The sequence below is a fragment of the Azonexus hydrophilus genome, from assembly GCF_001956855.1.
GTDB classification, from domain to species: domain Bacteria; phylum Pseudomonadota; class Gammaproteobacteria; order Burkholderiales; family Rhodocyclaceae; genus Azonexus; species Azonexus hydrophilus_A.
The window spans coordinates 510222-532489 of record NZ_MTHD01000001.1 but is presented as its reverse complement, the minus strand read 5'-3'; the positions used below and the strand labels follow the sequence as shown (position 1 = coordinate 532489).

Annotated in this window: 20 protein-coding genes; 9 read left to right on the top strand and 11 right to left on the bottom strand. The window is 64.1% G+C overall.

Features of this window, described 5'->3' with window-relative positions; genetic code table 11:
* Nucleotides 1-23 precede the first annotated feature (23 nt).
* Together BJN45_RS02600 and BJN45_RS02595 are read left to right on the top strand one after the other, a co-directional pair.
* Nucleotides 24-956: a substrate-binding domain-containing protein gene (locus BJN45_RS02600; protein ID WP_076091752.1), complete on the top strand. Its 933-nt coding sequence runs from the start codon at nucleotides 24-26 to the stop codon at nucleotides 954-956.
* 2 nt (nucleotides 957-958) lie between these two features.
* Entirely contained in the window at nucleotides 959-4114 is a 3156-nt protein-coding gene (locus tag BJN45_RS02595; protein ID WP_076091750.1) for a response regulator, read from the top strand.
* On the opposite strand, the gene BJN45_RS02590 is transcribed toward BJN45_RS02595, so the two are convergent.
* Genes BJN45_RS02590 through BJN45_RS02550 form a run of 9 tightly spaced genes read right to left on the bottom strand, consistent with a single transcriptional unit; the run spans nucleotide 4094 to nucleotide 13663 of the window.
* Entirely contained in the window at nucleotides 4094-4498 is a 405-nt protein-coding gene (locus BJN45_RS02590) for a DUF4870 family protein (protein WP_076091748.1), read from the bottom strand. The genes BJN45_RS02595 and BJN45_RS02590 overlap by 21 nt on opposite strands.
* The gene (locus tag BJN45_RS02585; RefSeq protein WP_076091746.1) at nucleotides 4495-4992 is read right to left on the bottom strand and encodes a GNAT family N-acetyltransferase; all 498 of its coding nucleotides are present in this window, start codon (nucleotides 4990-4992) and stop codon (nucleotides 4495-4497) included. The genes BJN45_RS02590 and BJN45_RS02585 overlap by 4 nt, the downstream gene beginning before the upstream one ends.
* Nucleotides 4989-6464, bottom strand: coding sequence for a 4-hydroxy-3-polyprenylbenzoate decarboxylase (gene ubiD / locus BJN45_RS02580; protein ID WP_076091744.1), 1476 nt, complete (start codon nucleotides 6462-6464; stop codon nucleotides 4989-4991). The genes BJN45_RS02585 and ubiD overlap by 4 nt, the downstream gene beginning before the upstream one ends.
* Complete coding sequence (gene ubiA / locus BJN45_RS02575; RefSeq protein ID WP_076091742.1) at nucleotides 6461-7336, bottom strand: 4-hydroxybenzoate octaprenyltransferase; 876 nt, start codon at nucleotides 7334-7336, stop codon at nucleotides 6461-6463. Before ubiA ends, ubiD begins: the two co-directional genes overlap by 4 nt.
* The gene (locus BJN45_RS02570) at nucleotides 7333-8103 is read right to left on the bottom strand and encodes a hypothetical protein (RefSeq protein ID WP_076091740.1); all 771 of its coding nucleotides are present in this window, start codon (nucleotides 8101-8103) and stop codon (nucleotides 7333-7335) included. Before BJN45_RS02570 ends, ubiA begins: the two co-directional genes overlap by 4 nt.
* A gap of 43 nt (nucleotides 8104-8146) precedes the next feature.
* Nucleotides 8147-10027 (bottom strand): MFS transporter, encoded by a 1881-nt coding sequence (locus BJN45_RS02565; protein ID WP_076091738.1) that lies wholly within the window; start codon nucleotides 10025-10027, stop codon nucleotides 8147-8149.
* Nucleotides 10024-11259 (bottom strand): amidohydrolase family protein, encoded by a 1236-nt coding sequence (locus BJN45_RS02560; protein WP_205750529.1) that lies wholly within the window; start codon nucleotides 11257-11259, stop codon nucleotides 10024-10026. The genes BJN45_RS02565 and BJN45_RS02560 overlap by 4 nt, the downstream gene beginning before the upstream one ends.
* Nucleotides 11256-13397, bottom strand: coding sequence for a bifunctional acyl-ACP--phospholipid O-acyltransferase/long-chain-fatty-acid--ACP ligase (gene aas, locus BJN45_RS02555; RefSeq protein ID WP_170873010.1), 2142 nt, complete (start codon nucleotides 13395-13397; stop codon nucleotides 11256-11258). The genes BJN45_RS02560 and aas overlap by 4 nt, the downstream gene beginning before the upstream one ends.
* On the bottom strand, nucleotides 13397-13663 hold the full coding sequence (locus BJN45_RS02550; RefSeq protein WP_240494476.1) for an ArsR/SmtB family transcription factor: 267 nt from the start codon (nucleotides 13661-13663) through the stop codon (nucleotides 13397-13399). Before BJN45_RS02550 ends, aas begins: the two co-directional genes overlap by 1 nt.
* A gap of 170 nt (nucleotides 13664-13833) precedes the next feature.
* On the opposite strand from BJN45_RS02550, the gene BJN45_RS02545 reads away from it, so the two are divergent.
* Nucleotides 13834-16170 (top strand): penicillin-binding protein 1A, encoded by a 2337-nt coding sequence (locus BJN45_RS02545; protein ID WP_076091734.1) that lies wholly within the window; start codon nucleotides 13834-13836, stop codon nucleotides 16168-16170.
* Between the two features lie 45 nt (nucleotides 16171-16215).
* On the opposite strand, the gene BJN45_RS02540 is transcribed toward BJN45_RS02545, so the two are convergent.
* On the bottom strand, nucleotides 16216-16797 hold the full coding sequence (locus BJN45_RS02540) for an SCO family protein (protein WP_076091732.1): 582 nt from the start codon (nucleotides 16795-16797) through the stop codon (nucleotides 16216-16218).
* Nucleotides 16798-16970: 173 nt separating this feature from the next.
* Here BJN45_RS02540 and coxB point away from each other — a divergent pair, with 173 nt between their 5' ends.
* From coxB to BJN45_RS02520, 5 genes are read left to right on the top strand one after another with little or no spacing between them, the layout of a single operon-like run.
* Entirely contained in the window at nucleotides 16971-18104 is a 1134-nt protein-coding gene (coxB, locus tag BJN45_RS02535; RefSeq protein ID WP_076091730.1) for a cytochrome c oxidase subunit II, read from the top strand.
* Nucleotides 18101-19702 carry a cytochrome c oxidase subunit I gene (ctaD, locus tag BJN45_RS02530; RefSeq protein WP_076091728.1) on the top strand — a complete coding sequence of 534 codons (1602 nt, stop codon included), beginning with the start codon at nucleotides 18101-18103 and terminating at the stop codon, nucleotides 19700-19702. Before coxB ends, ctaD begins: the two co-directional genes overlap by 4 nt.
* Complete coding sequence (locus tag BJN45_RS18115) at nucleotides 19699-19830, top strand: hypothetical protein (protein WP_276205196.1); 132 nt, start codon at nucleotides 19699-19701, stop codon at nucleotides 19828-19830. The genes ctaD and BJN45_RS18115 overlap by 4 nt, the downstream gene beginning before the upstream one ends.
* Before the next feature lie 4 nt (nucleotides 19831-19834).
* Nucleotides 19835-20434: a cytochrome c oxidase assembly protein gene (locus BJN45_RS02525; RefSeq protein WP_076091726.1), complete on the top strand. Its 600-nt coding sequence runs from the start codon at nucleotides 19835-19837 to the stop codon at nucleotides 20432-20434.
* A complete protein-coding gene (locus BJN45_RS02520; protein WP_076091724.1) occupies nucleotides 20431-21303 on the top strand; it encodes a cytochrome c oxidase subunit 3 in 873 nt (290 codons plus the stop codon). The genes BJN45_RS02525 and BJN45_RS02520 overlap by 4 nt, the downstream gene beginning before the upstream one ends.
* Here BJN45_RS02520 and BJN45_RS02515 read toward each other — a convergent pair.
* Complete coding sequence (locus BJN45_RS02515; protein ID WP_076091722.1) at nucleotides 21291-21491, bottom strand: twin transmembrane helix small protein; 201 nt, start codon at nucleotides 21489-21491, stop codon at nucleotides 21291-21293. The genes BJN45_RS02520 and BJN45_RS02515 overlap by 13 nt on opposite strands.
* Between BJN45_RS02515 and BJN45_RS02510 the strand changes: the two genes are divergently transcribed.
* The gene (locus tag BJN45_RS02510; RefSeq protein WP_240494475.1) at nucleotides 21454-22257 is read left to right on the top strand and encodes an SURF1 family protein; all 804 of its coding nucleotides are present in this window, start codon (nucleotides 21454-21456) and stop codon (nucleotides 22255-22257) included. The genes BJN45_RS02515 and BJN45_RS02510 overlap by 38 nt on opposite strands.
* Nucleotides 22258-22268 lie beyond the last annotated feature (11 nt).

Here is a 22268-nt window from a genome sequence, read left to right as displayed (position 1 = left end):
CAATACGACAAGGGAGTTTCATCATGCACCGCCGGCAATTCACGCTGCTCGCCCTCGGCCTGAGCGCTGCCCCCAGGCTGTTCGCCGCCCCGCCGGCAAAACGCAAACATGTCGTCGCCTTTGCCCAGGACACCATGTCCAACGACTGGCGCGCCGCCCAGGTACGTGATCTGCAGCAGGCACTGGCAAAACGCCCCGACATCGAATTCGTCTTCAGCGACGCCGGCGGTGACACCGCCCGCCAGGTCCAGGACATCGAGAATTTTGCCGCGCGCGGCGTCGACATCCTGATCACCAGCCCGCGCGATGCCGAGCTGATGCGCGAACCGATCGCCCGCGTACACCGCCGGGGCATCCCGGTCATCCTGCTGTCGCGCCGGGTCAGTGGCGAGGAGTTCACCCATTTCGTCACCGCCGACAATCGCGCCATCGCCCGCCAGGCCGCGCAATATCTGGCCAGACGCCTGAACGGCAGGGGCCGCATCCTGGTGCTGCAGCACATTCCGACCTCGACGCCGGGACAGTTGCGAACCGAAGGGTTTCTTGACGAACTGAAGAAGCACCCCGGGCTGGAAATCGCCGCGATCAAGCGCGCCGACTCGCAACGCGCGCTGGCGATCCAGAAAATCGAGGAAGCGCTGGCTGAAAAACTGCCCTTTGACGCCATCTATGCTCAGTCGGACAGCATGGCGCTGGGCGCGATCATGGCGCTGAAAAAGGCCGGACGCAATGTGAAGGACCTGCCGATAACCGGCATCGATTTCATCAGTGAGGCGCGTGCCGCCATTCGGGCCGGCGATCTGGCTGCCAGCTTCACCTACCCGACCTTCGGTCGCGAAGGCGCCGAAGCCGCGCTGAAACTGATCGACGGCGGCAAGATCGCAACCAGGGAACGGATCGTGCCGTCGATCACGGTGACGCGCGACAACGTGGAGCGGGTCGAACCCATCTTCTGATCGTGCCCAAGCTTTCGCTGGCCCACCGGCTGCTCCTTCTCTGGTTTGCCGCAACCATCGCCGTGCTGGTGGTCGCCGGCGCGCTGTTTTCGCTCCTGCGCGGACAACAGCAATGGGCCGAAAGCAACCGGGCCCTCGACGCCGCCCTGCAGCACCTCGATACCGAAACCGAATACCGCGCCGACGAGCTCGCCGGCATGGGCCGCTCGCTCGCCGAGTCACCGGCCCTGCAAGCCACGCTCAACCTGTTTCATGGCTATTTCGACAGCGAACACGGCAACCCGGATGTCTTCGACGCTCCCGCCCGCGACCTGGCCGTCCTGCTCGGCGAGCGCGGTCGTGCCAGCGGCAGCGACTGGCTGATCGTTTCCGGCAGCCACGGCCCGATCGCCGGCTATGCCGATCAGCAGAACCTCTACTGGTCGCAACGTGCCGACGAAGCGCAGCAACTGTTCGCCAGCCAGGCCGGTCTTTCCCCATTCGAGCCGGTGGCACCGCGGGATGACCTGATCGGGCCGACCGGACACAGCGATGTCGTTTATTTTGACCGCTGCCGCAGCCGCCCGGGCATTGCGCTGGTTCTCGACATGCCGGTACACAATGCCGGCGCGACGGAAATCGGCCGCCTGTCGCTGGGGCGATGCCTGGACATGAGCTTCATCGAACGCACGGCGGGCGAAACCGGGCTCGCTTTCGCCATCGAAGCCGATACGCTCCAGCGTTCGGCGCAAATGCCGGACCTCCATGCCGCAAGCGACGCCGGCACGCCGCTGGAAAAAAAGCTGCGCTGGTTCAGACGCACGCAGCTCGGGAAAACCGGCGAGTACGCCCACGCAACGACCCAGGTTGATCTGCCGGACGGGAAAACGGCGACATTCCGTTTCGTCCGCTCAACCCATCCTGGCGACACCCCGACCGCCACCTTGATCAGCGCCGGTTTTGCCAGCCTGGCCGGCGTCTCGCTGCTGGTTTTCATGATTGGCCTGATTTTCATGCGGCGCCAGGTCACCAGTCCGCTCAAACAGCTGATGCTGGCGGTCGACTCGGCCCGGGCAGGTCATTTCCAGCCGCTTTCCGGACAACTGCCGGACAACGAACTCGGGCAGTTGGCCAAGGTGCTGAACGAAACAATGATGGCGCTGACCCGCGAGCGCGCCCACCTGCACACCCTGGTCGCCACCATTCCCGACCTGGTCTGGCTGAAGGACCCGAACGGCGTTTACCTTGCCTGCAACCCGCGCTTCGAACAATTCTTCGGTGCCAGTGAAGCGGAAATCATCGGCAAGACCGACCACGACTTCGTCGGCAAGGAACTCGCCGATTTTTTCCGCGCCCACGACCTGGCGGCAATGCATGCCGGCGAGGCAAGCAGCAACGAGGAATGGATCACGTTCGCCAGCACCGGCTACCGCGGACTCTTCCTGACCACCAAGGTACCGATGCGCCTGGAAGATGGCAGCCTGATCGGCATCCTCGGAATTGCCCATGACATCACCCGGCTGCGCAGCGCGCTGGACGAGGTTGCCGGTCATCGCGACCAGCTTGAGGAGAAGGTCCGGGAACGGACGGCACAACTGGAAAACACCCATCGCCAGCTGGCCGAAACCCAGTTCGCGATGGACAGCGTCGGCATCGGCATCAACTGGGTAGACCCGGAGACCGCCCGCCTGACCTATGTCAATCGCCATGCAGCCGAACTGCTCGGCTACAGCCAGGAGGAAATGCTGGCGCTGCGCGTGCCTGACATCGACGAAAACTACAACGACGCAGCCTTTGACGCGGTCGTTGAACAAGCCCGCGCAGCCGGCAACCTGAAATTCGAAAGCAGCCTGATCACCCGCCACGGCCGGCGCATACCGGTCAGCATCAGCCTCAACTATCGGCCGGCTGCGGCAGGACAACCTGCCCGACTGATTGTCTTCATCACCGACATCCGGCGCCAGAAGGAAACCGAGGCCGCGCTGGAGCAGGCCAAGAACGCTGCCGAAGCAGCCAGCGTGGCGAAGAGCGCGTTCCTGGCCAACATGAGCCACGAAATCCGCACCCCGCTCAACGCCATCACCGGCATGGTCCATCTGATCCGGCGCGCCGGCATTCCGGCGGAACAACAGGATCGCCTGCACAAGATCGACATGGCCGGCCAGCACCTGCTCAACATCATCAATGCGATTCTCGACCTGTCGAAAATCGAGGCCGGCAAGTTCGAGCTCGATGAGGGCGACCTGCAACCCGGCATCATCCTCGCCAACATCTCGTCGATGCTGCTCGACAAGGCCCAGGAAAAAGGGCTCGATCTGCGCATCGAAAACGGGCTGCCCGGCATCGTGCTTCGCGGCGATGCCATCCGCCTGCAGCAGGCCCTGCTCAACTTTGCCAGCAATGCCGTGAAGTTCACCGAAGCCGGCAGCGTCATCTTGCGCGTTCGCGCCGAACAGGAAGCACCGGAGGAAATGCTGGTGCGCTTCGAGGTCGAAGACACCGGCATCGGCATCGAGAAGGCGGCGCAAACCCGGCTGTTCAGCGCCTTCGAACAAGCCGACAACACCATTACCCGACGCTTCGGCGGCACCGGCCTGGGCCTGATCATCACGCGCAAGCTGGCACAGGCCATGGGCGGCGACACCGGCGTCAGCAGCGAACCCGGACAGGGCAGCACCTTCTGGTTTACCGCCCGCCTGCAGCACGGCCGGCCAGTCGTCACGCCACCACCGAAACTCCCGGCAAGCGGCGAATCGGCGGAAAGCATCCTGGCCCGCGAGTTTGCCCAATGCCGCCTGTTGCTGGCCGAGGACGAACCGATCAACCGGGAAGTCGCACTATCGCTGTTTGCCGACGTCAACATCGTGCTCGACGTTGCCGAAGACGGCCAGAGCGCGCTGGAACAGGCCAGCCGGAACGACTACGACCTGATCCTGATGGACATGCAGATGCCCCGGCTCGATGGTCTGGAAGCCACCCGGCGCATCCGCGCACTGCCGGCACGCCAGCATGTGCCGATTCTGGCGATGACCGCCAACGCCTTCGCCGAGGACCGCCTGCGCTGCCTGGATGCCGGCATGGACGACTTCATTGCCAAGCCGGTCGATCCGGAAATCCTGTTCGCCACCGTCCTCAAGTGGCTGCGCAAGGACGCCGCCTCAAGCGCTGATCGGGCTTGAGCTGCCGAGCGCCAGCCAGCCGCGGACGACGCGGTAGGCAACCCAGAAACCCAGCACCAGGATGACGCCGATGGCGATCGGGATGCCGATGATGGTGATCAGGAACAGACCGTAGACGCACAGCCACAGCACGGTGAACCAGAAGGTCCGGATCTGCCAGCGGAAATGACTTTCCAGCCAGGTGCCACGGACTTCGCTGCGCATCCAGTAATTGAGGAAAACGGCGAGCAACGAAGGCAAGCCGAAGACAAAACCGCCGGCAATGGTTGCCGACGAAGTGACGCCGACAACGACGGCGATCGCATGCAGCCCGTAAATCAGATGCGTGACGTTGACCAGCGACGGGCGCACGCCCTGCGTGCCGCCCGGAATGGGTTCGTTCATGGCTTTTCCTCGTTCAGGAGTTTCTGCATCAGCAACGCATGCCCGGCCGCCGGGTCGAGCACGTAAGGCGCAAAACCGGCCTGTGCATAGGAAGCGAGCGCTCGCTCATTGTTCGACAGGACTTCCAGCGTCAGCTTGCAGCAACCGAGTTCGCGCGCCCGCGTCACCGCCCAGTCGAGCAGCGCCTGGCCGATGCCGGCGCCGCGCCGCTCGCGACGGACGACGATGTCGTGGATGTTGAGCAAGGGCTGCGCGGCGAAGGTCGAGAAACCTTCGAAGCAGTTGATCAGGCCGACGGCATTTTCGCCGTCCCAGGCCAGTGCACCATGGAAGGTCGGCAAGGCGCGCAGGCGTTCGGCCAGATGGTTTTTCGCGTAATCCGTCAGCCCGTCACCGCCGCCCATCGGGTCGTGCGCGTAGTGGTCGAGCAGATCCAGCCAGGCCGCGGAAATTGCCGGATTTTCGAGGTCGACCGCAACAATGCGCAGACTCATAGCCCGAGGCTGTCCCACATCGCATCGACCTTCTGCTTGACGCCCGCATCCATGACGATCGGCCGCCCCCATTCGCGACTGGTTTCACCCGGCCACTTGTTGGTCGCGTCGATGCCCATCTTCGAGCCGAGGCCCGCTACTGGCGACGCAAAGTCGAGATAGTCGATCGGCGTGTTGTCGACCAGCGTCGTGTCGCGCACCGCGTCGAAGCGCGTGGTCATCGCCCAGATCACTTCCTTCCAGTCGCGGATGTCGATGTCGTCGTCCACGACGATGATCGTCTTGGTGTACATGAACTGGCGCAGGAAGCTCCAGATGCCGAACATCACGCGCTTGGCATGACCGGGGTAGGCCTTCTTGATCGAGACGATGGCCATCCGATACGAACAACCTTCCGGCGGCAGGTAGAAATCGACGATCTCCGGGTACTGCTTCTGCAGCAGCGGCACGAACACCTCGTTCAGCGCGACGCCGAGGATCGCCGGCTCATCCGGCGGCTTGCCGGTATAGGTGCTGTGGTAGATCGGGTTTTTCCGCATGGTGATGCGGTCGACCGTAAAAACGGGGAAATCCGCCTGCTCGTTGTAGTAGCCGGTATGGTCGCCATAGGGGCCTTCGAGCGCCAGCTCGCCCGGCTGGATATGGCCTTCGAGAACGATCTCGGCGGAAGCGGGCACTTGCAAACCTGAACCAATGCACTGCGTCAGCTCAGTCTTGCCGCCGCGCAGCAGGCCGGCAAACTGGTATTCGGACAGCGAATCCGGCACCGGCGTCACGGCGCCGAGGATGGTCGCCGGATCGCAACCGAGCACCACCGCCACCGGGAAAGGCTGGCCGGGATGGGCGATCTGGTGTTCGCGAAAATCGAGCGCGCCACCGCGATGCGCCAACCAGCGCATGATCAGCTTGTTCGGTCCGAGCACTTGCTGGCGGTAGATGCCGAGATTCTGCCGGTTCTTGTGCGGCCCCTTGGTCACCACCAGTCCCCAGGTGATCAGCGGTGCGACATCACCCGGCCAGCAATGCTGGATCGGCAGCCGCGACAGGTCGACGTCCTTGCCCTCCCAGACGATTTCCTGACAGGGCGCGTTACTCACCTTCTTCGGCGCCATGTTGAGCACCTGTTTCAGGATCGGCAGCTTGTCCCAGGCATCCTTCAAGCCTTTCGGCGGTTCCGGCTCCTTCAGGTAGGCGAGCAGCTTGCCGACCTCGCGCAGCGCCTGCACCGATTCCTCGCCCATGCCGAGCGCGACGCGCTTGGGTGTGCCAAACAGGTTGGCCAGTACCGGCATGTCGTGGCGACGGGCGCCGGTCACCGGTTTTTCGAACAGCAACGCCGGGCCGCCGGCGCGCAGCACACGGTCGCCGATCTCGGTCATTTCCAGGTGGGTATCGACGTCGACCGCAACACGCTTGAGTTCGCCGGTTTTTTCCAGTTGCGACATGAAGTCGCGCAGGTCGTGGTATTTCATCGGAGCAGGAAGTCCAGGGCAATGCCGGCGAAGATGACACCGCCGACCCAGTTGTTGTGCAGGAAGGCCTTGAAGCAAGGCATGCGTTCGCGGCCGCGGATCCAGGTGTAATGCACGCCCATGATCACGGCAGCGATGGCCAGGGCGGCGTAGAACGGCCATCCCATCGCGTAGGCGTTGCCGACCCAAGCAATCAGCGCCAGCGTCACCACGTAGCAGAACATCACGGCTGCAACATCGAAGCGGCCGAAGGTGATCGCCGAGGTCTTGATGCCGATCTTCAGATCATCGTTACGGTCGACCATCGCGTATTCGGTATCGTAGGCAACCGCCCAGAAGACATTGGCCAGCAGCAGCCACCAGGCTTCTGCCGGCACACTGCCCTGGTGCGCGGCGTAGGCCATCGGGATGCCGAAGCCGAAGGCGATGCCGAGGTAGGCTTGCGGAATGGCGAAGAAGCGCTTGGTGAAGGGATAACTGGCGGCGAGGAAGACCGCCGGAATCGACAGCCAGATGACCAGCGGCTTGCCGAGTACCAGCACCAGCGCAAAGGCAAGCAGGCAGAGGAAGGCGAACAGCGCCAGCGCTTCCCGGGTGGTCACCCGGCCGGCGGTCAGCGGGCGTTCCTTCGTCCGTTCGACGTGCTTGTCGAAATCGCGGTCGGCATAATCGTTGATGACACAGCCGGCCGAGCGCATGACCACGGTGCCGAGAATGAAGACCAGCGCCACCGCCCAATCCGGCCGACCGTCGGCCGACAGCCACAGCGCCCACAGCGTCGGCCACAGCAGCAGCAGGATGCCGATTGGTTTGTCCAATCGCATCAGCTTCTCGTAAAGATCCAGTCTTTCCTTGATTGCGGCCAGTGTCATGCGTCGATTCTACCCTCTGCATCGCGGGCCCGCCGCGCTTGCTGCCAGGCGACGACAGCCTGCCCGGAATGGGCGAGGATGGCCTGGTAGCGCTCGCCCGGCAGCGCGTGACGGAGCGCGGCGAACAACTGCTGGGTTCCTTCCTGCGCCCGCGCCGACGCGGCCGGATCGGCGAGCAGCGAAATCTGGATGCTGGCCAGCGCGTCGGCAATCAGCCGCCAGCCAAGTTCCGGCATCTGCTCGTTGAGCCCGAGCAGCAGGCTGCCCAGCGGCCGGACCAGCCCTTCGGCCTGCTCTGCGGTTTCACAGGCGGCCATCGCGTGCCATAGCGCGAGGTGGATGCTGCGCCGCAGTTCGACCTTGAAATCGACGGCGGCGAATTCGTTGTCGGCCAGCGTCGAAAACTGCTGCAGGAAGCGCGCATCGGCGGTCGCATCGAGACGCGTGCGCAGGCCGCCGATCAGCGCCGTCAGCGCCGGGATCGCGTTGAGGTGAAACGCCTGCGTGTAGGCCAGCCCCCAGGCATCAAGGCCGGCGACCAGCAGGGCCAGGCGCAGTGCCCGCGCCTCTTCGTCAGCGCCGGCCTGGCTCCAGTTGTAGCAGCGCCCGGCCAGTTCGCCGAGCTCGCCGGCTTCGCCATCCGGCGACACCGCCATCCGGAAGGCGGCGGCAAAGGCATCCTGCGCCATGCGCGCGGCAAGTCGCTGGGTTTCGGTATTCGCCAGGGTGGCGAGCGGGTCGACAGGAATCTGGACGGCGGTGGTCATCGTGACCTTTCGGGCAAAGTCCGTGATTTTACCGCCGCCCCGACTATTTGACCGCGCCGCGCAGCGTCAACACGCGCTCGTGCAGCACCGGCAGCGTCGCCGCCTCGGGTGCCAGCGGCGCGCCAACGCGCAGGCCGATGCGCGAGAACATCCCGCGGCGGAACGGCGTCTTCATCGCCTTGCCGTCAATGCGCGAGAAGTAACTGCCCCACAATCCGGACAAGGCCATCGGCACCACCGGCACCGGATTGGCGGCGAGGATGCGGGCGATGCCCGGGCGGAAAGGCTGCAATTCGCCATCCAGCGTAATCCCGCCCTCCGGAAAGATGCCGATCAGTTCGCCGTTGGCGAGTGCGGTCGACACCCCGGCGAAGGCTTTTTCCATCAGCGCCGGGTTGTCCTTGGCCGAAGCGATCGGGATCGCGCCACAATGGCGGAAGACGAAGCCGAGCAGCGGCGTGCGGAAGATGCGGTAGTCCATGACAAAACGCACCGGCCGGGGCGACGCGCCCATCAGGATCACCGCGTCGGCGAAGCTGACGTGGTTGGCCACCAGCACTGCCGGCCCGGCCAGCGGAATGTGCTCGACCCCCTCGCTGCGCAGCCGATACACCGCCTTGACCAGCAGCCAGGCGACGAAACGCAGCAGGAATTCCGGCACCAGCCCGTAGATGTACACCGCCACCGCCGCGTTGAGCAGCGCCGCGATCCCGAACAGCGCCGGGATCGACAGCCCGGCGCCGAGCGCGGCCGCCGCGCCGAGCGCACCAACGACCATGAACAGCGCATTGAGGATGTTGTTGGCGGCGATGATCCGGGCCCGGTGGCTGGCCTCGCTGCGCGTCTGCACCAAGGCGTACAGCGGCACGATGAAGAAGCCGCCGAAGACACCGATCATCAGCAGGTCGAACAGCACCCGCCAGATCGCCGGAATGCTGAGCAGCGCCGTCAGTTCGTGCGCCGTCGTGCCGACCAGGCCGACCGGCGAGGCAAAGTACAGGTCCAGGCCGAACAGCGTCAGGCCGATCGAGCCAAACGGCACCAGGCCGATTTCGACATGCTTGCCCGACATCCGCTCGCACAGCAGCGAGCCGAGCCCGATGCCGACCGTGAAGATGGCCAGCAACAGCGTCACCATCGTTTCGCCGCCGCCGAGCACGTTTTTCGTATAGGCCGGGAACTGCGCCAGGAACAACGCACCGTAGAGCCAGAACCAGGAGATGCCGAGAATCGACAGGAACACCGTACGGTTGCCGCTGGCAAAGCGGATGCTGCGCCAGGTTTCGGTCAGCGGATTCCAGTTGACCGCAAGATCCGGCTCGGGCGGCGGCGCATCGGGAATGCCACGACTGTACCAATAGCCGAGCACCGCCACCGCCAGCCCGCCGACAGCGATCCACATCGGCTGACTCACCGCCCCGGCGAGCAGGCCGCCAGCCAGCGTGCCGATCAGGATGGAAACGAAGGTGCCGGCCTCGATCAGCGCATTGCCGCCGACCAGCTCATCCTCATGCAGGTGCTGCGGCAGGATGGCGTATTTGACCGGACCGAACAGCGTCGATTGCAGCCCGAGCAAAAACAGCGCGGCGAGCAGCCAGCTCAAGCTGTGCAGCCAGAAACCGGCAGCGGCCACGCCCATGATGATGATTTCCAGCACCTTCGACAGTCGCGCCAGCCAGGCCTTGTCGTACTTGTCCGCCAATTGCCCGGCGGTCGCCGAAGACAGGAAGAAAGGCAGGATGAACAGCCCGGCTGCCAGATTACCGAGCAGTTCGACCGGGATCGTCGTCCATTGTGCCGCCTGGAAAGTCAGCAGCACGACCAGCGCATTCTTGAACAGGTTGTCGTTGAAGGCACCGAGAAACTGCGTGCCGAACAACGGCGCGAAGCGCTTTTGCTTGAGAAGTCCGAATTGTCCGCTCATGACTGGTCGACCGTAAAAATGCGGCGGGTATCGAAGACCGCCGGCGAGAAGGAATGACCCTGCCACGAGAGCAGGCGCTTGAGAACGAAATCGAAGAGTAGCGGGTTGTGCTCGCGCAGCGCGTCGAGATCGGCGACCGCATCTTTCGGCAACAGGCCGGCACGCGCCAGCGTCGCCGACGAAATCAACGGCAGCACGCCCGGCAGCGGGTAATCGGAACCGTGGAGCAGGCGCTCGTGCAGGTCCTCGCGTTCGAGCAGCGTGCGGATCACCGCCGGCTGGCGGTTGCGCAAGGTGATTGCGGAAATGTCGCCGTACAGCCGGTTGACCGCACGCGGCTCGGCCATCGCCTTGAGGAAGAGATCGAAGCTGGAACGCACGCTGCCATCGTCGTCGACATCGCTGCCCATCGTCGCACAATGAGCGACCACGACCTTGACGCCAAGATCGAGCGCCCGGCGCAGCCGCAGCGGGTTGCCGAAGGCCTGCGTGTCGCTGCCCTTGACCGCCTTTTCCTCGCCGCAATGGACGATCAGCGGCGTGCCGGATTCGGCGAGGACGCGGTAGAAGGCATCGCACTTCGCCGACGCCGGGTCCATGCCCTGCGCCGCCGGCAGCCACTTGACCGCGCGCGCGCCGCCGGAAATTGCCTGTTTCAGGTCGTCGACCGCAGCAGCGTGATAAGGATGCAGCGACGCCACCCACTCGAAGCGCGCCGGGAACTCGCCCGCCAGTTTCGCCGCCCAGGCGTTCGGCACGTAGAACGCCGAATGCTCCGGATGCGCGTGGCCGGCCGTGTCGTGGAAACGCTCGAAGGCGAAGAGCATGACCTTGAAGCCTTCGGGCATCGCGTCGCACAGGTTGAGCAGACGCGCGACGTAGGCGGCATCGACGGCACCCGGCGTATCGTGAGCGCAGCCGGCGTTCATGTAGAACAGGCGCTGCGCGTAATGCACCGGTTGCAGCGGCGACGACAGTTGCGGCCCGATCTCGATGCCGCTGCCACCATCGCCCAGCCCGGCCAGATGGACGTGGCAGTCCCACAGCCCGGCCGGGTCGATGCCGGCCCAGACCTGCTTCAGCCACGGGCTGTCGAGCAGCCGGACCGGAATCGCAGCGCGGCAGGGATTGACCACCACCGGCCTGGCCAGGCTGGCGCCGGCGGCGGCCAGCGCGGTGCCGCCGGCGAGGAAGCCGAGCAGCCGTCGGCGTTGCGCATTGAACGTCATCATGCCGCCTCCGCCATCTGCTTCAAGGTCACGTAATCGATTTTGCCGGTGCCGAGCAGCGGCAGCGCATCCACCAGCTTGATCTTGCGCGGCACCGCCAGTTCCGGCAGGCCGAGTTCGCGCGCTTTGGCCGCCAGCATGTCGCGGCTCAGCGCCGGATCGGTGGTGAATAGCACCAGGGCTTCGCCCTTGCTCTCGTCCGGCTGGCTGGATGCCGCGTGCGGCTTGTCCGGCGCGCTGGCGACGGCGAGTTTCTCGACCACTTCCAGGCTGACCATCTCGCCGGCAATCTTGGCAAAACGCTTGACCCGGCCGACGATCTTCACGAAACCCTCGTCGTCGATCTCGACCACGTCGCCGGTTTCGTACCAGCCGTCGCCGGCCGCTGAAACCGGCGCCTGCAGCACGCCCGGCTGCTCGGCCTTGAGGTAGCCGGCCATGACATTGGGGCCGCGCACGTGCAGTATGCCGCCGCTGGCGATACCCGGCACGGGCACCAGCTTGTGCTCGATGCCCGGCAGCAGGTTGCCGACGGTGCCGGTTTTGTAGGCCATCGGCGTGTTGACCGCAAGAACCGGCGCGGTTTCAGTGGCGCCGTAGCCTTCGAAGATGCGCACACCGAATTTCTCGAACCACTGGTTGCGCACCGCTTCGGAGAGCTTTTCAGCGCCAGCGACGACGTAGCGCAGCCGGTAGAAATCGTAGGGATGGGCGAATTTTGCGTAGTTGCCGAGGAAGGTCGAGGTACCGAAGAGCACGGTGCAGCCACGGTCATAGGCAACTTCCGGAATCACCCGGTAATGCAGCGGTGACGGGTAGAGGAAGAGGTTGGCGCCGGTCAGCACCGGCAGCAGCGCGCCAGCGGTCAGGCCGAAGCTGTGGAAGATGGGCAGCGCGTTCAATACCTTGTCGTCGACCGAGAAATCGATGACTGCGCGAATCTGCGCAATGTTGGCGAGGATCGCCCGGTGCGGCAGCACGACGCCCTTCGGCTTGCCTTCGGAACCTGAGGTGAACAGCACCACCGCCGCATCCTCGGGCGAGGCGTAGAGTTCGAAGGCACGGGGGAAACGCAGCCCCCACAGCACCAGCCACAGCTTGTCGCCGAGGCCGATGCGGTCGCGGATGTCTTCCAGGTACATGAGTTCGACACCGCGCAGCCCGGCCAGCTTGTCGCCGAGCTTGGCCTGCTCGACGAAGGCGCGCGAGGTGACTACCGTCTTCACTTCGGCAGCGTCGCAGGCCGCCTGCATGGCGTCGGTGCCGGCGGTGTAGTTGAGCATGGCCGGCACGCGCTTTCTTGCGGTCAACCCGAAAAACAGGCCGATGGTCGGCACCAGGTTGGGCAGCAGCAGGCCGATTTTCTCGCCCGGCACCGACACGCGTTCGATCTGCCGCGCCAGGATCAGCGCCATCTTGAGCAGGTCATTGTACGAATACTCGATCTGCTTGACGTCCTCGAGCAGCCGCCGGCCGCGCCCGAACAGCGTTGCCGCGTCGCACAGCGCGCCGTACAGCGTCTGCGTCGGGCGCGAGGCGAAGATCATTTCCTGCATCAGCTTGCGCATCTGCTCGCCCGCCTTGCGCCGGCGCAATTTTGCGGTCGACGCCACCGGCATCGGAAAATGCGCTTCCGGCAATACCGTCAGGCGGATTTTCGGGAAGATTTCCTTCGGATACTTGCCCGACAGCCGTGAGAAGTAGGAACGCGAAGCCCCATCGACCCGCACCGGTATCACCGTCGCGCCGGTCTTGGCGGCGACGAAGGCCGGGCCGTCGTAGACCTTCATCAGCGAACCGGTCAGCGTGATCCGCCCTTCCGGGAAAATGACCACCGGCCGGCCGGATTCGATCAAGCGGATGACCTTCTTCATCGCCATCGGGCTGGTCGGATCGACCGCCAGATAATCAACCTGCGACAGCAGCAGGCGGAACCAGAAATTGTTGGCGACGCCGGTATGCACGACGAAAACCGGATCGACCGGCAGGAACAAGCCGAGCAGCAGGCCGTCGAGAAAGGATTCGTGATTGGCGACGATCAGCAGCTTGTGCTGCGAAAAATCGGACTGACGGAACTGCACATCGACACGGAACAGCAGGCGGGCGATCACCCGCAGGATTGGACGCAACACGGCACGCATCAGGTGGACTCCCGGACGTAATCGAGGACATTGGTGAAAGTGGTTTCCAGCGCCTGGCGGTCGATCCAGAACCACACCTCCTTGCCGATCTTCTCCGAGGCCAGCACGCCGGACTCGTGGAGAACTTTCAGGTGGTGCGACACGGTCGACCGCGCCAGCGTCGATACTTCGGCAATCTGCCCGACATTCAGTCGTTCGCCCGGCTCGAACAACAGCAGGATGCGCTGACGATGTTCATCGCCCAGGGCAACGAACATCTTGGACATGACGGCCCACTGCGGGGGAATGGTTTGGCTGTAGTCAGATTTCATGTCGATGAGTTTAGTTATATCGACATGACGAAGTCAAGAATAATTTCCGGAATTTTTTCTTGCCACCGTTGCGGCTAAACTGCGCCTTCCAGCGCCCAAGGCGGCGCCTCAAACAGGACCCGCACGTGAGCTTCTTCGCAACAGCCGTCCGATTTCTTGCCCTCCCCTTTACCCCGGCCAATTACCGCAACGACCTGCGGCGCACCCTGCTGGCGCTGGGCGCCGTGGGTGCCCTGGCGATGTTTTTGCTGCTCGGCGCCACGCTGCTGAGTATCCTGCCCAAGCTGACAACGCTCGATGTCGTCACCGATTACCGCCCGAAAATCCCCTTGCGGATCTATACCGCCGACGGTGCGCTGCTCGGTGAGTTCGGCGAGGAACGCCGGGACTTCACGCCGATCCAGGAGATTCCGCCGGTGTTGAAGGACGCGCTGCTGGCGATCGAGGATGCGCGCTTCTACGAGCACGGCGGTGTCGATTACCGGGGCGTGGCGCGAGCGATCACGGCCGGCCTGACCGGCGGCATGCGCCAGGGCGCGTCGACGATCACCATGCAGGTGGCGCGCAATTTTTTCCTCACGCAGGAAAAAACCCTGACGCGCAAATTGACCGAGGTGCTGCTCTCCTATCGCATCGAATCGGCGCTGAGCAAGGACCAGATCCTCGAGCTCTACATGAACCAGATCTATCTCGGCCAGCGCACCTATGGTTTCTCCAGCGCCGCCCGCACCTATTTCAAGAAACGCCTCCCGGAGCTGACGCTGGCGGAAGCCGCGATGCTGGCCGGTATCCCGCAGAACCCGGTCAAACACAACCCGGCGGTCAATCCGGTGCGTGCCAAGGCCCGCCAGGAACTTGTCCTGAAACGCATGCTGCACCTGGAAAAAATCACCCAGGCGCAATTTGACGAGGCCATCGGCCAGCCGCTCGAAATCGGCCGCAGCCTGCAGTTCGAAGCCCATGCCGACCATGTCGCCGAACTGGTGCGCCAGGAGTTGTATGCGCAATACAAAGAAGAGACTTATACCCAGGGCTTCATTGTCCATACCACGCTCGACAAGGCCGAGCAGAACGCTGCCTACGACTCGGTCCGGCGCAATGTGCTGGCCTACGACCAGCGCCATGGTTACCGTGGGCCGGAAGGTTTTGTCACCCTGCCGACCGATGCGGACGAACGCGAGGATGTCATCGACCAGACCCTGGCCAGGCATCCCGGCAGCGACAACCTGATCGCCGCCGTCGTTACCGAAGTTTCCGCCAAGCTCGTACGCGCCGAACCCGCCACCGGCGACACGCTGGAAATCACCGGCAACGGACTGCGCTTCGCCGCCCGTGCGCTGCAGCCGAATGCCAGGACGGATATCAGGATTCGCATCGGGTCGGTCATCCGCGTCAGCCAGGACAGCAAGGGTCGCTGGGCTATCGCCCAGATGCCGGAAGTCGACGCCGCATTCGTCGCCCTCAATGCCGAGGACGGTTCCTACCGGGCGCTGGTCGGCGGCTTCGATTTTTACCGCAAACAGTTCAACCGCGTCACCAGCGCCTGGCGCCAACCGGGATCGATCATCAAGCCCTTTGTCTATTCGGCCGCACTGGAAAAGGGCTTCTCGCCGGCCACGCTGATGAACGATGCGCCGCTGTCGCTGCCCGGCGGCGAAAACGGGCAACCCTGGGAGCCGGGCAATGACGACGGTTACGATGGCCCGATCAGCCTGCGCCGCGCGCTGGCCCGCTCGAAGAACGTCGTTGCGGTGCGCCTGCTGCAAGCCATCTCGCCGCAATATGCGCAGGACTATCTGCAACGTTTCGGATTCGAGGCCGCCAAACATCCAGCCAATCTGACCATGGTGCTGGGCAGCGGCTCGGTCACCCCGCTGCAGATGGCCCGCGCCTACGCGGTGTTCGCCAATGGCGGCTTCACGGTCACCCCCCGCTTGATCGAGAAGATCACCGACGCCCGCGGCAACGTGCTGTGGGAAGCGCCACCGCCACCGGTCAGGCAGGAGAATCAACGTGCCATCGACCCGCGCAACGCCTTCATCATCGACAGCATGCTGCGCGAGGTGGCCAGCAGCGGCACCGGCGCCGCAGCCAGCCAGCGCCTGGGCCGCCACGACCTGGCCGGCAAGACCGGCACCACCAGTGATGCGGTCGACGGCTGGTTTGCCGGCTATTCCGGGAACATCGTTGCCGTTTCGTGGATGGGGCACGACCAGCCCAGATCGCTCGGCGCCCGCGAATTCGGCGCCACGCTGGCCTTGCCGATGTGGACCGACTACATGCGTCAGGCGCTGTCCGGCAAGCCACCCAGCGAAAGAACGCCGCCGCGAGGCGTCTCTTACGTCGATGGTGACTGGTACTACGATGAGTTCATCGGCGATGCCGGGGTCAAGGCGCTGGACGTGGAAGTATCGCCGCTCGATTCCGTCTTCGATGCCATACGGAAGGTGTTTGGCGACTGAAGGACCCACCACCTCACAACCCCGCCCAGCAAAAGCAGATAAACCTCAACCCTTCAACAGCAACCGGATATCCGCGACGATATCTTCGACGCTGGCCGAATCCTTGACGTAAAGACGAATCCGTCCGGCCGGATCGAAGACGTAGGCGCCCGTCGAATGATCGAGCACGTAGCCAAGCTCACCTTCAACCTCCTTGCGCGCGCTGAAGATGCGGAATTCCTCACTGGCTTCCTTGGTCTGCGCCGCGTCGCCGCGCAGGCCGAGGAAGCTTGGGTGAAACCAGGGCACGTAGGTTTTCAGGTGCTCGGCGCTGTCGCGCTCGGGGTCGAGGCTGACGAACAGCACCTGGACCCGCTCGGCCTCCGGCCCCAGTTGCTGCATCACCCCGGCCAACCGGGCGAGGGTTCCCGGGCAGATGTCCGGACAAGCGGTATAGCCGAAAAAGACGACTACCACCTTGCCGTGAAAATCGGCCAGCGTGCGTTTGTGACCGTGATGATCGTCCAGCGCCAGGCGCTGGGCGAAGGTCGCGCCGGTTAGATCGGTATTGGCGAAGCTCGCTGGCGGCGTCGGTGAACAGGCCGCCAGCAGGGCGATGCAGAGAAGGAGGCAGAGTCGATTTTTCATGGCGTTAAATATTATTGAACTAATTACGCAAAATTGTTTCTGAATTTTCAAGTCGGTTCTCATAAGGGGGAGGGAACGGAATGGAAAGCTCAGCGCTTCATTCCCGGGCTGTCGGATCAAGCCGGGTGTCGGCATGTCTCCGACGAACCTCCTCTCGCGCCCTTGCCGCCAGCTTGTTGCTTCCGGGCGCCGCAGCAGCGGAATACAAATTCAATTTTCCCGAACCGGTGACACCGATCGCCCGGGAAACGCTGCACATCCACAACGAGTTCATGCTGATCATCACCATCCTGTTCGTGGTGGTGTTCGCCATCATGATCTACTCGATGATCAAGCACCGGAAGAGTGTCGGCCACGCGCCATCGCAATTCAGCGGACCAAGCAGTGCCATGCAATGGTTCTGGGCATTGATCCCTTTCGCCATCCTGCTCTTCATCGATTTCGTGCTGATGGGCATTCCGGCAGTGCAGGCGATCATCAGCATGGAAGACACCAAGACCCGGGCCGACATGGTGCTCAAGGTTACCGGCATGCAGTGGAAGTGGCAGTACGAATATCCGGAAGCCGGGATCAAGTTCATCAGCACCATGTCCACGCCGCGCGCCCAGATCGCCAATGCCGAAGCCAAGGGCGAGCACTACCTTCTGGAAGTCGACAAGCCGGTGGTGCTGCCGGTCGGCAAGAAGGTGCGCATCCTGCTGACCTCGACCGACGTCATCCACACCTGGTGGGTGCCGCAGTTCGGCGTCAAGCGCGATGCCATTCCCGGCTTCCTGCGCGAAACCTGGGTGCTGATCGAGAAACCCGGTATCTACCGCGGCCAGTGTGCCGAACTCTGCGGCAAGGACCACGGCTTCATGCCGGTGGTCGTCCATGCCGTACCGGAACCTGAATACCTCGCCTGGGTCGAGCAACAGAAGGCCGAAGCTGTCGCCACTGCCGGCAGCGCCGACCGTGCCTGGAGCAGCGAGGAGTTGATTGCCGAGGGCAAGGCGGTGTACGACAAGGTCTGCGTTGCCTGCCACCAGGACCAGGGCCAGGGCGTACCCCCGGTCTTCCCGGCGCTGGCCGGCAGCAAGATCGTCGCTGGGCCGCTGCTCGACATGAACGGCAGGATCATCCCCGACAGCCATGTCGACCGCGTCGTCAACGGCAAGGCCGGCACTGCCATGCAGGCTTTCCGCGAGACCTTGTCCGACGTCGAGCTGGCGGCGGTGATCACCTATGAACGCAACAGTTTCGGCAACAAGGTGGGCGACATGATCCAGCCTGCCCAGATCAAGGCCCTGCGCCAGGAGGCCAAATGAACACTGCCACTACCGCCAACGGCCACCCGGCCCCGCACGGCGCCGGCCACTACGGCGGCGTCCTGCGCTGGCTGACGACGACCAATCACAAGGACATCGGCACGATGTACCTGACCTTCTCGCTGCTGATGTTCTTCGTCGGCGGGTCGATGATCCTGGCCGTGCGCGCCGAGCTGTTCTCGCCCGGCCTGCAGCTGATGCAGCCGGAATTCTTCAACCAGCTGGTCGGCGTGCATGCGCTGGTGATGATCTTCGCGGCGCTGATGCCGGCGGCGACCGGCTTTGCCAACTGGATGCTGCCGCTGATGATCGGTGCCCCCGACATGGCCCTGCCACGCCTGAACAACTGGGGTTTCTGGCTGTTGCCGCCGGCGGCCCTGCTGCTGACCCTGCCCTTCTTCCTGGCCCTGTTCGGCATTGGCGACGGGGCGCTGGCCACCGGCTGGACCTTCTACGCACCGCTCTCGGTGCAGGGTGGCATGGGCGTCGATTTCGCGATACTCGCTGTACACATCTTCGGCATCTCGTCGATCATGGGCTCGATCAACGTCATCGTCACCATCTTCAACATGCGCGCCCCCGGCATGACACTGATGAAGATGCCGCTGTTCGCCTGGGGCTGGCTGATCACCGCCTTCCTGCTGCTGGCGACGCTGCCGGTGCTGGCCGGCGCGGTGACCATGCTGCTCACCGACCGCCATTTCGGCACGCAATTCTTCGATGCCGCCGGCGGTGGTGATCCGATCCTGTTCCAGCACCTGTTCTGGTTCTTCGGCCATCCCGAGGTGTACATCCTGCTGCTGCCGGTGTGGGGATTGATGCCGCACGTGCTGGCAACTTTCTCGCGCAAGCCGGCCTACGGCTACAAGGCCCAGGTTTACAGCTTCATCGCCATCGGCGTGCTGTCGCTGGTCGTCTGGGCCCACCACTTCTTCACCGCCGGCCTGCCGGTACCGGCGCTGATCTACTTCATGTTCAGCACCATGGCCATCTCGATTCCGCTGGCCGTGCTCTTCTTCTGCTGGATCGCGACGATGTGGAAAGGGGCGATGACTTTCGAGACGCCGATGCTGTTCGCTGTCGGCTTCATCGTGCTGTTCGGCATTGCCGGGCTGACCGGGCTGATCCTCGCCGACGTCGCCGCCGACGCGCAGTATCACCACAGCTATTTCGTCGTCGCCCACTTCCATTACGCACTGTTCACCGGCGGCATCATGGGCGTGATGACTGGCGTCTATTACTGGCTGCCGAAATGGACCGGCCACATGTACAGCGAGAAACTGGGCAAGCTGCATTTCTGGCTGACGGTGTTTTCCTTCAACCTGACCTTCATGCCGCAGTTCTTCCTCGGCCTGGCCGGCATGCCACGGCGCATTCCCGACTACGCGCTGCAGTTCGCCGAGTTCAACGCCATCTCCAGCGTTGGCGCGATGATTCTCGGCGTCAGTCAGTTGCTCTTCGCCTGGAACATCTGGTCCTGCATCCGCGGCGGCGAGAAGGCCGAAGCCCGGGTCTGGGAAGGTGCCGATGGCCTGGAATGGGAGCTGCCATCGCCACCGCCGCACCATAGCTGGGAAACCCAGCCGGTGATCAAATGACCGACCAGCCCGCCGACCTCCCGCCCGCCGAGCTGGCCCGCCGGCGCAGCGCAGCCCGCCGCCTCGCCTGGCTGCTTGGCCTGGCGGTCGTCGCCCTCTACGTCATCGGGCTGTTCATCAAGCGCTGATGCCATGGAACAGGTCCAGCCCACCCCGCGCAATCACAACCGCCTGGTCACCCGACTGTTGCTGCTGGTGGCCGGCGCCTTCCTCTTCGCCTTCGCGATGGTGCCCTTGTACAACGTACTGTGCGAAGTCACCGGCTTCAACGGCAAGACCTCGGCCGGTTTTGTTGCCGGCGGCTTGAAGACCGGTGCGGCACCGGAGCCGGTCAGCCGGGTCGATACCGGGCGCTTGATCCGCATTGAATTCACCGGCACCGTGATGCCCGGCCTGCCGTGGGAAATGCGGCCGCTGAAAGTGAGCATGGACGTGCATCCGGGCGAGCTGCAGCAGGTCAGCTACCTGGTCCGCAATACCGCCGACCGGACGATCACCGGCCAGGCCGTGCCCAGCGTCACACCGGGACAGGCGGCGCAGCATTTCGAGAAGATCGAGTGTTTCTGCTTCGACCAGCAGACACTGGCCCCGGGCGAAGCGCAGGAGATGCCGCTGGCTTTTATCGTCAGCCCGGAGGTTGACCGCAACATCAGCCACATCACCCTCTCCTATGCCTTCTTCAGCATCGAAGGCCAACGCCGGACCCTGAGCGCCACTGCGGAGGCACGATGAAAACCACGACCGACCACGCCCATTCGACAGCGCACTATTTCGTTCCCGAACCCAGCCTGTACCCGGTCATCCTGTCCGCCGGCATGTTCCTGCTCGCCCTCGGCTTCATCCAGATGCTGAACGATTTCGGCGCCGGCAGCTGGGTCATGCTGGCCGGCACTGCGGTCATCCTCACCGTGCTCTTCGCCTGGTTCGGCAAGGTCATCGGCGAATCGCAGAGCGGTGCCTACCGCGACTGGGAGGATCGCTCCTTCCGCCACGGCATGATCTGGTTCATCAGCACCGAAGTGATGTTCTTCGCCGCCTTCTTCGGCGCCCTGTTCTACGTCCGCGTGCTGTCGGTGCCGACCCTCGGCGGCATGGAAGCGGCGCACGGCTTCAGCCTGTGGCCGGAGTTTGCCGGCACCTGGCCGACCAGCGGCCCCGGCGGGGCACCATTCACGCCAATGGGCGCCTGGGGCATCCCGGCGCTGAACACCGCGCTGCTGCTCAGCTCCGGCGCAACGATCACCTGGGCGCACTGGGGTCTGCTGCGTGACAACCGGCGTCAGTTGATCCTCGGTCTGGCGGCGACGGTATTGCTTGGCGTGGTTTTCCTCGGCTTCCAGGCCTGGGAATATCACCATGCCTATACCGAGCTCGGCCTGACCATGGGCGCTGGCGCCTATGGCGCGACTTTCTTCATGCTCACCGGCTTCCACGGTTTCCACGTGACGCTGGGCACCATCATGCTGGCGGTGATCCTGCTGCGCAGCATCAGCGGCCACTTCACGGCAAAACGCCACTTCGCCTTCGAGGGCGTCGCCTGGTACTGGCACTTCGTCGACGTCGTCTGGCTGATCCTTTTTGTCTTCGTTTACTGGGTGTAACCGGGAATGAGACCGAACCTGAACCCGAGCAGCAGCAACACGAACAGCGTGATCGACAGGCCGATGCGCCAGGTCAGGACGCGCGCCATGCGTTCCCCTTCACCCCGGTCGCGATAAAGATAGAAGAGCCCCGAGAGCAAGCTGCCGACTATGGCCACCAACAACAAAACCACCACCACCCTGAGCATGCTTGATTCTCCGGAAAGTTGCGCCGCACCTCAGTATGCTCGCCCGCCAAGCCGGCCGACAAGGGCCAGCCGGATGCGCGTGGCGATCCTCGGCGGCCTGCTGCAGTTGCTGCTGATTCCGGCCTTCATCTCGCTTGGCCTGTGGCAATGGAACAAGGCCGAAAGCAAGACGGCACTGCAAGCCTCACTCGACACGCGCAGCCACGATGCCGCCATCGCCATGCCGACGACGCCAGCCGACATCGAGGCGCTGCGTCATCGGCGGGTCATCCTGCGCGGCCACTTCGATGCGAGCAGGCAGGTGCTGATCGATAACCGCCTGCACCGCGAACAAGCCGGCTACCACGTGATCACGCCGTTGCGCCTGGAAGGCAGCGACATGCACGTGCTGGTCAATCGCGGCTGGCTGCGCGCCCCGGCCGACCACGCCCGGCAGCCGGATGCCCCGGTACCGGCCGGCGAAGTGGAACTGACCGGCATCGTCGCCGCCCCGACCAGCCGCTTCTTCAATCTGGCGGCTCAGCCGAGCAGTGGCTGGGAACCGGTGTGGCAGAACCTTGACCTCGAACGCTTCCGCTCGGCCGTGGCCTACCCGCTGCAGCCGCTGATCGTCCAGCTCGACGCCCAGTCTCCCGGCGGTTTCGTCCGCGAATGGCCGCGCCCGGACGAGCGCGCCGACCGTCACCGCAGCTACGCCCTGCAGTGGTTCGGCTTCGCCGTCGCCAGCCTCGGCATCTGGGGTTATTTCCTGGTGCGCAAACCATGAACAGCGCGACC

Bases quoted from the DNA above. Each gene is read 5' to 3' on its own strand.
- BJN45_RS02600 (WP_076091752.1), top strand. From the start codon at position 24: ATGCACCGCCGGCAATTCACGCTGCTCGCCCTCGGCCTGAGCGCTGCC.
- BJN45_RS02590 (WP_076091748.1), bottom strand. From the start codon at position 4,498: ATGAACGAACCCATTCCGGGCGGCACGCAGGGCGTGCGCCCGTCGCTG.
- BJN45_RS02585 (WP_076091746.1), bottom strand. From the start codon at position 4,992: ATGAGTCTGCGCATTGTTGCGGTCGACCTCGAAAATCCGGCAATTTCC.
- ubiD (WP_076091744.1), bottom strand. From the start codon at position 6,464: ATGAAATACCACGACCTGCGCGACTTCATGTCGCAACTGGAAAAAACC.
- ubiA (WP_076091742.1), bottom strand. From the start codon at position 7,336: ATGACACTGGCCGCAATCAAGGAAAGACTGGATCTTTACGAGAAGCTG.
- BJN45_RS02570 (WP_076091740.1), bottom strand. From the start codon at position 8,103: ATGACCACCGCCGTCCAGATTCCTGTCGACCCGCTCGCCACCCTGGCG.
- BJN45_RS02565 (WP_076091738.1), bottom strand. From the start codon at position 10,027: ATGAGCGGACAATTCGGACTTCTCAAGCAAAAGCGCTTCGCGCCGTTG.
- BJN45_RS02560 (WP_205750529.1), bottom strand. From the start codon at position 11,259: ATGATGACGTTCAATGCGCAACGCCGACGGCTGCTCGGCTTCCTCGCC.
- aas (WP_170873010.1), bottom strand. From the start codon at position 13,397: ATGCGTGCCGTGTTGCGTCCAATCCTGCGGGTGATCGCCCGCCTGCTG.
- BJN45_RS02550 (WP_240494476.1), bottom strand. From the start codon at position 13,663: ATGTCCAAGATGTTCGTTGCCCTGGGCGATGAACATCGTCAGCGCATC.
- BJN45_RS02540 (WP_076091732.1), bottom strand. From the start codon at position 16,797: ATGAAAAATCGACTCTGCCTCCTTCTCTGCATCGCCCTGCTGGCGGCC.
- ctaD (WP_076091728.1), top strand. From the start codon at position 18,101: ATGAACACTGCCACTACCGCCAACGGCCACCCGGCCCCGCACGGCGCC.
- BJN45_RS18115 (WP_276205196.1), top strand. From the start codon at position 19,699: ATGACCGACCAGCCCGCCGACCTCCCGCCCGCCGAGCTGGCCCGCCGG.
- BJN45_RS02525 (WP_076091726.1), top strand. From the start codon at position 19,835: ATGGAACAGGTCCAGCCCACCCCGCGCAATCACAACCGCCTGGTCACC.
- BJN45_RS02520 (WP_076091724.1), top strand. From the start codon at position 20,431: ATGAAAACCACGACCGACCACGCCCATTCGACAGCGCACTATTTCGTT.
- BJN45_RS02510 (WP_240494475.1), top strand. From the start codon at position 21,454: ATGGCCACCAACAACAAAACCACCACCACCCTGAGCATGCTTGATTCT.
- BJN45_RS02515 (WP_076091722.1), bottom strand. From the start codon at position 21,491: ATGCTCAGGGTGGTGGTGGTTTTGTTGTTGGTGGCCATAGTCGGCAGC.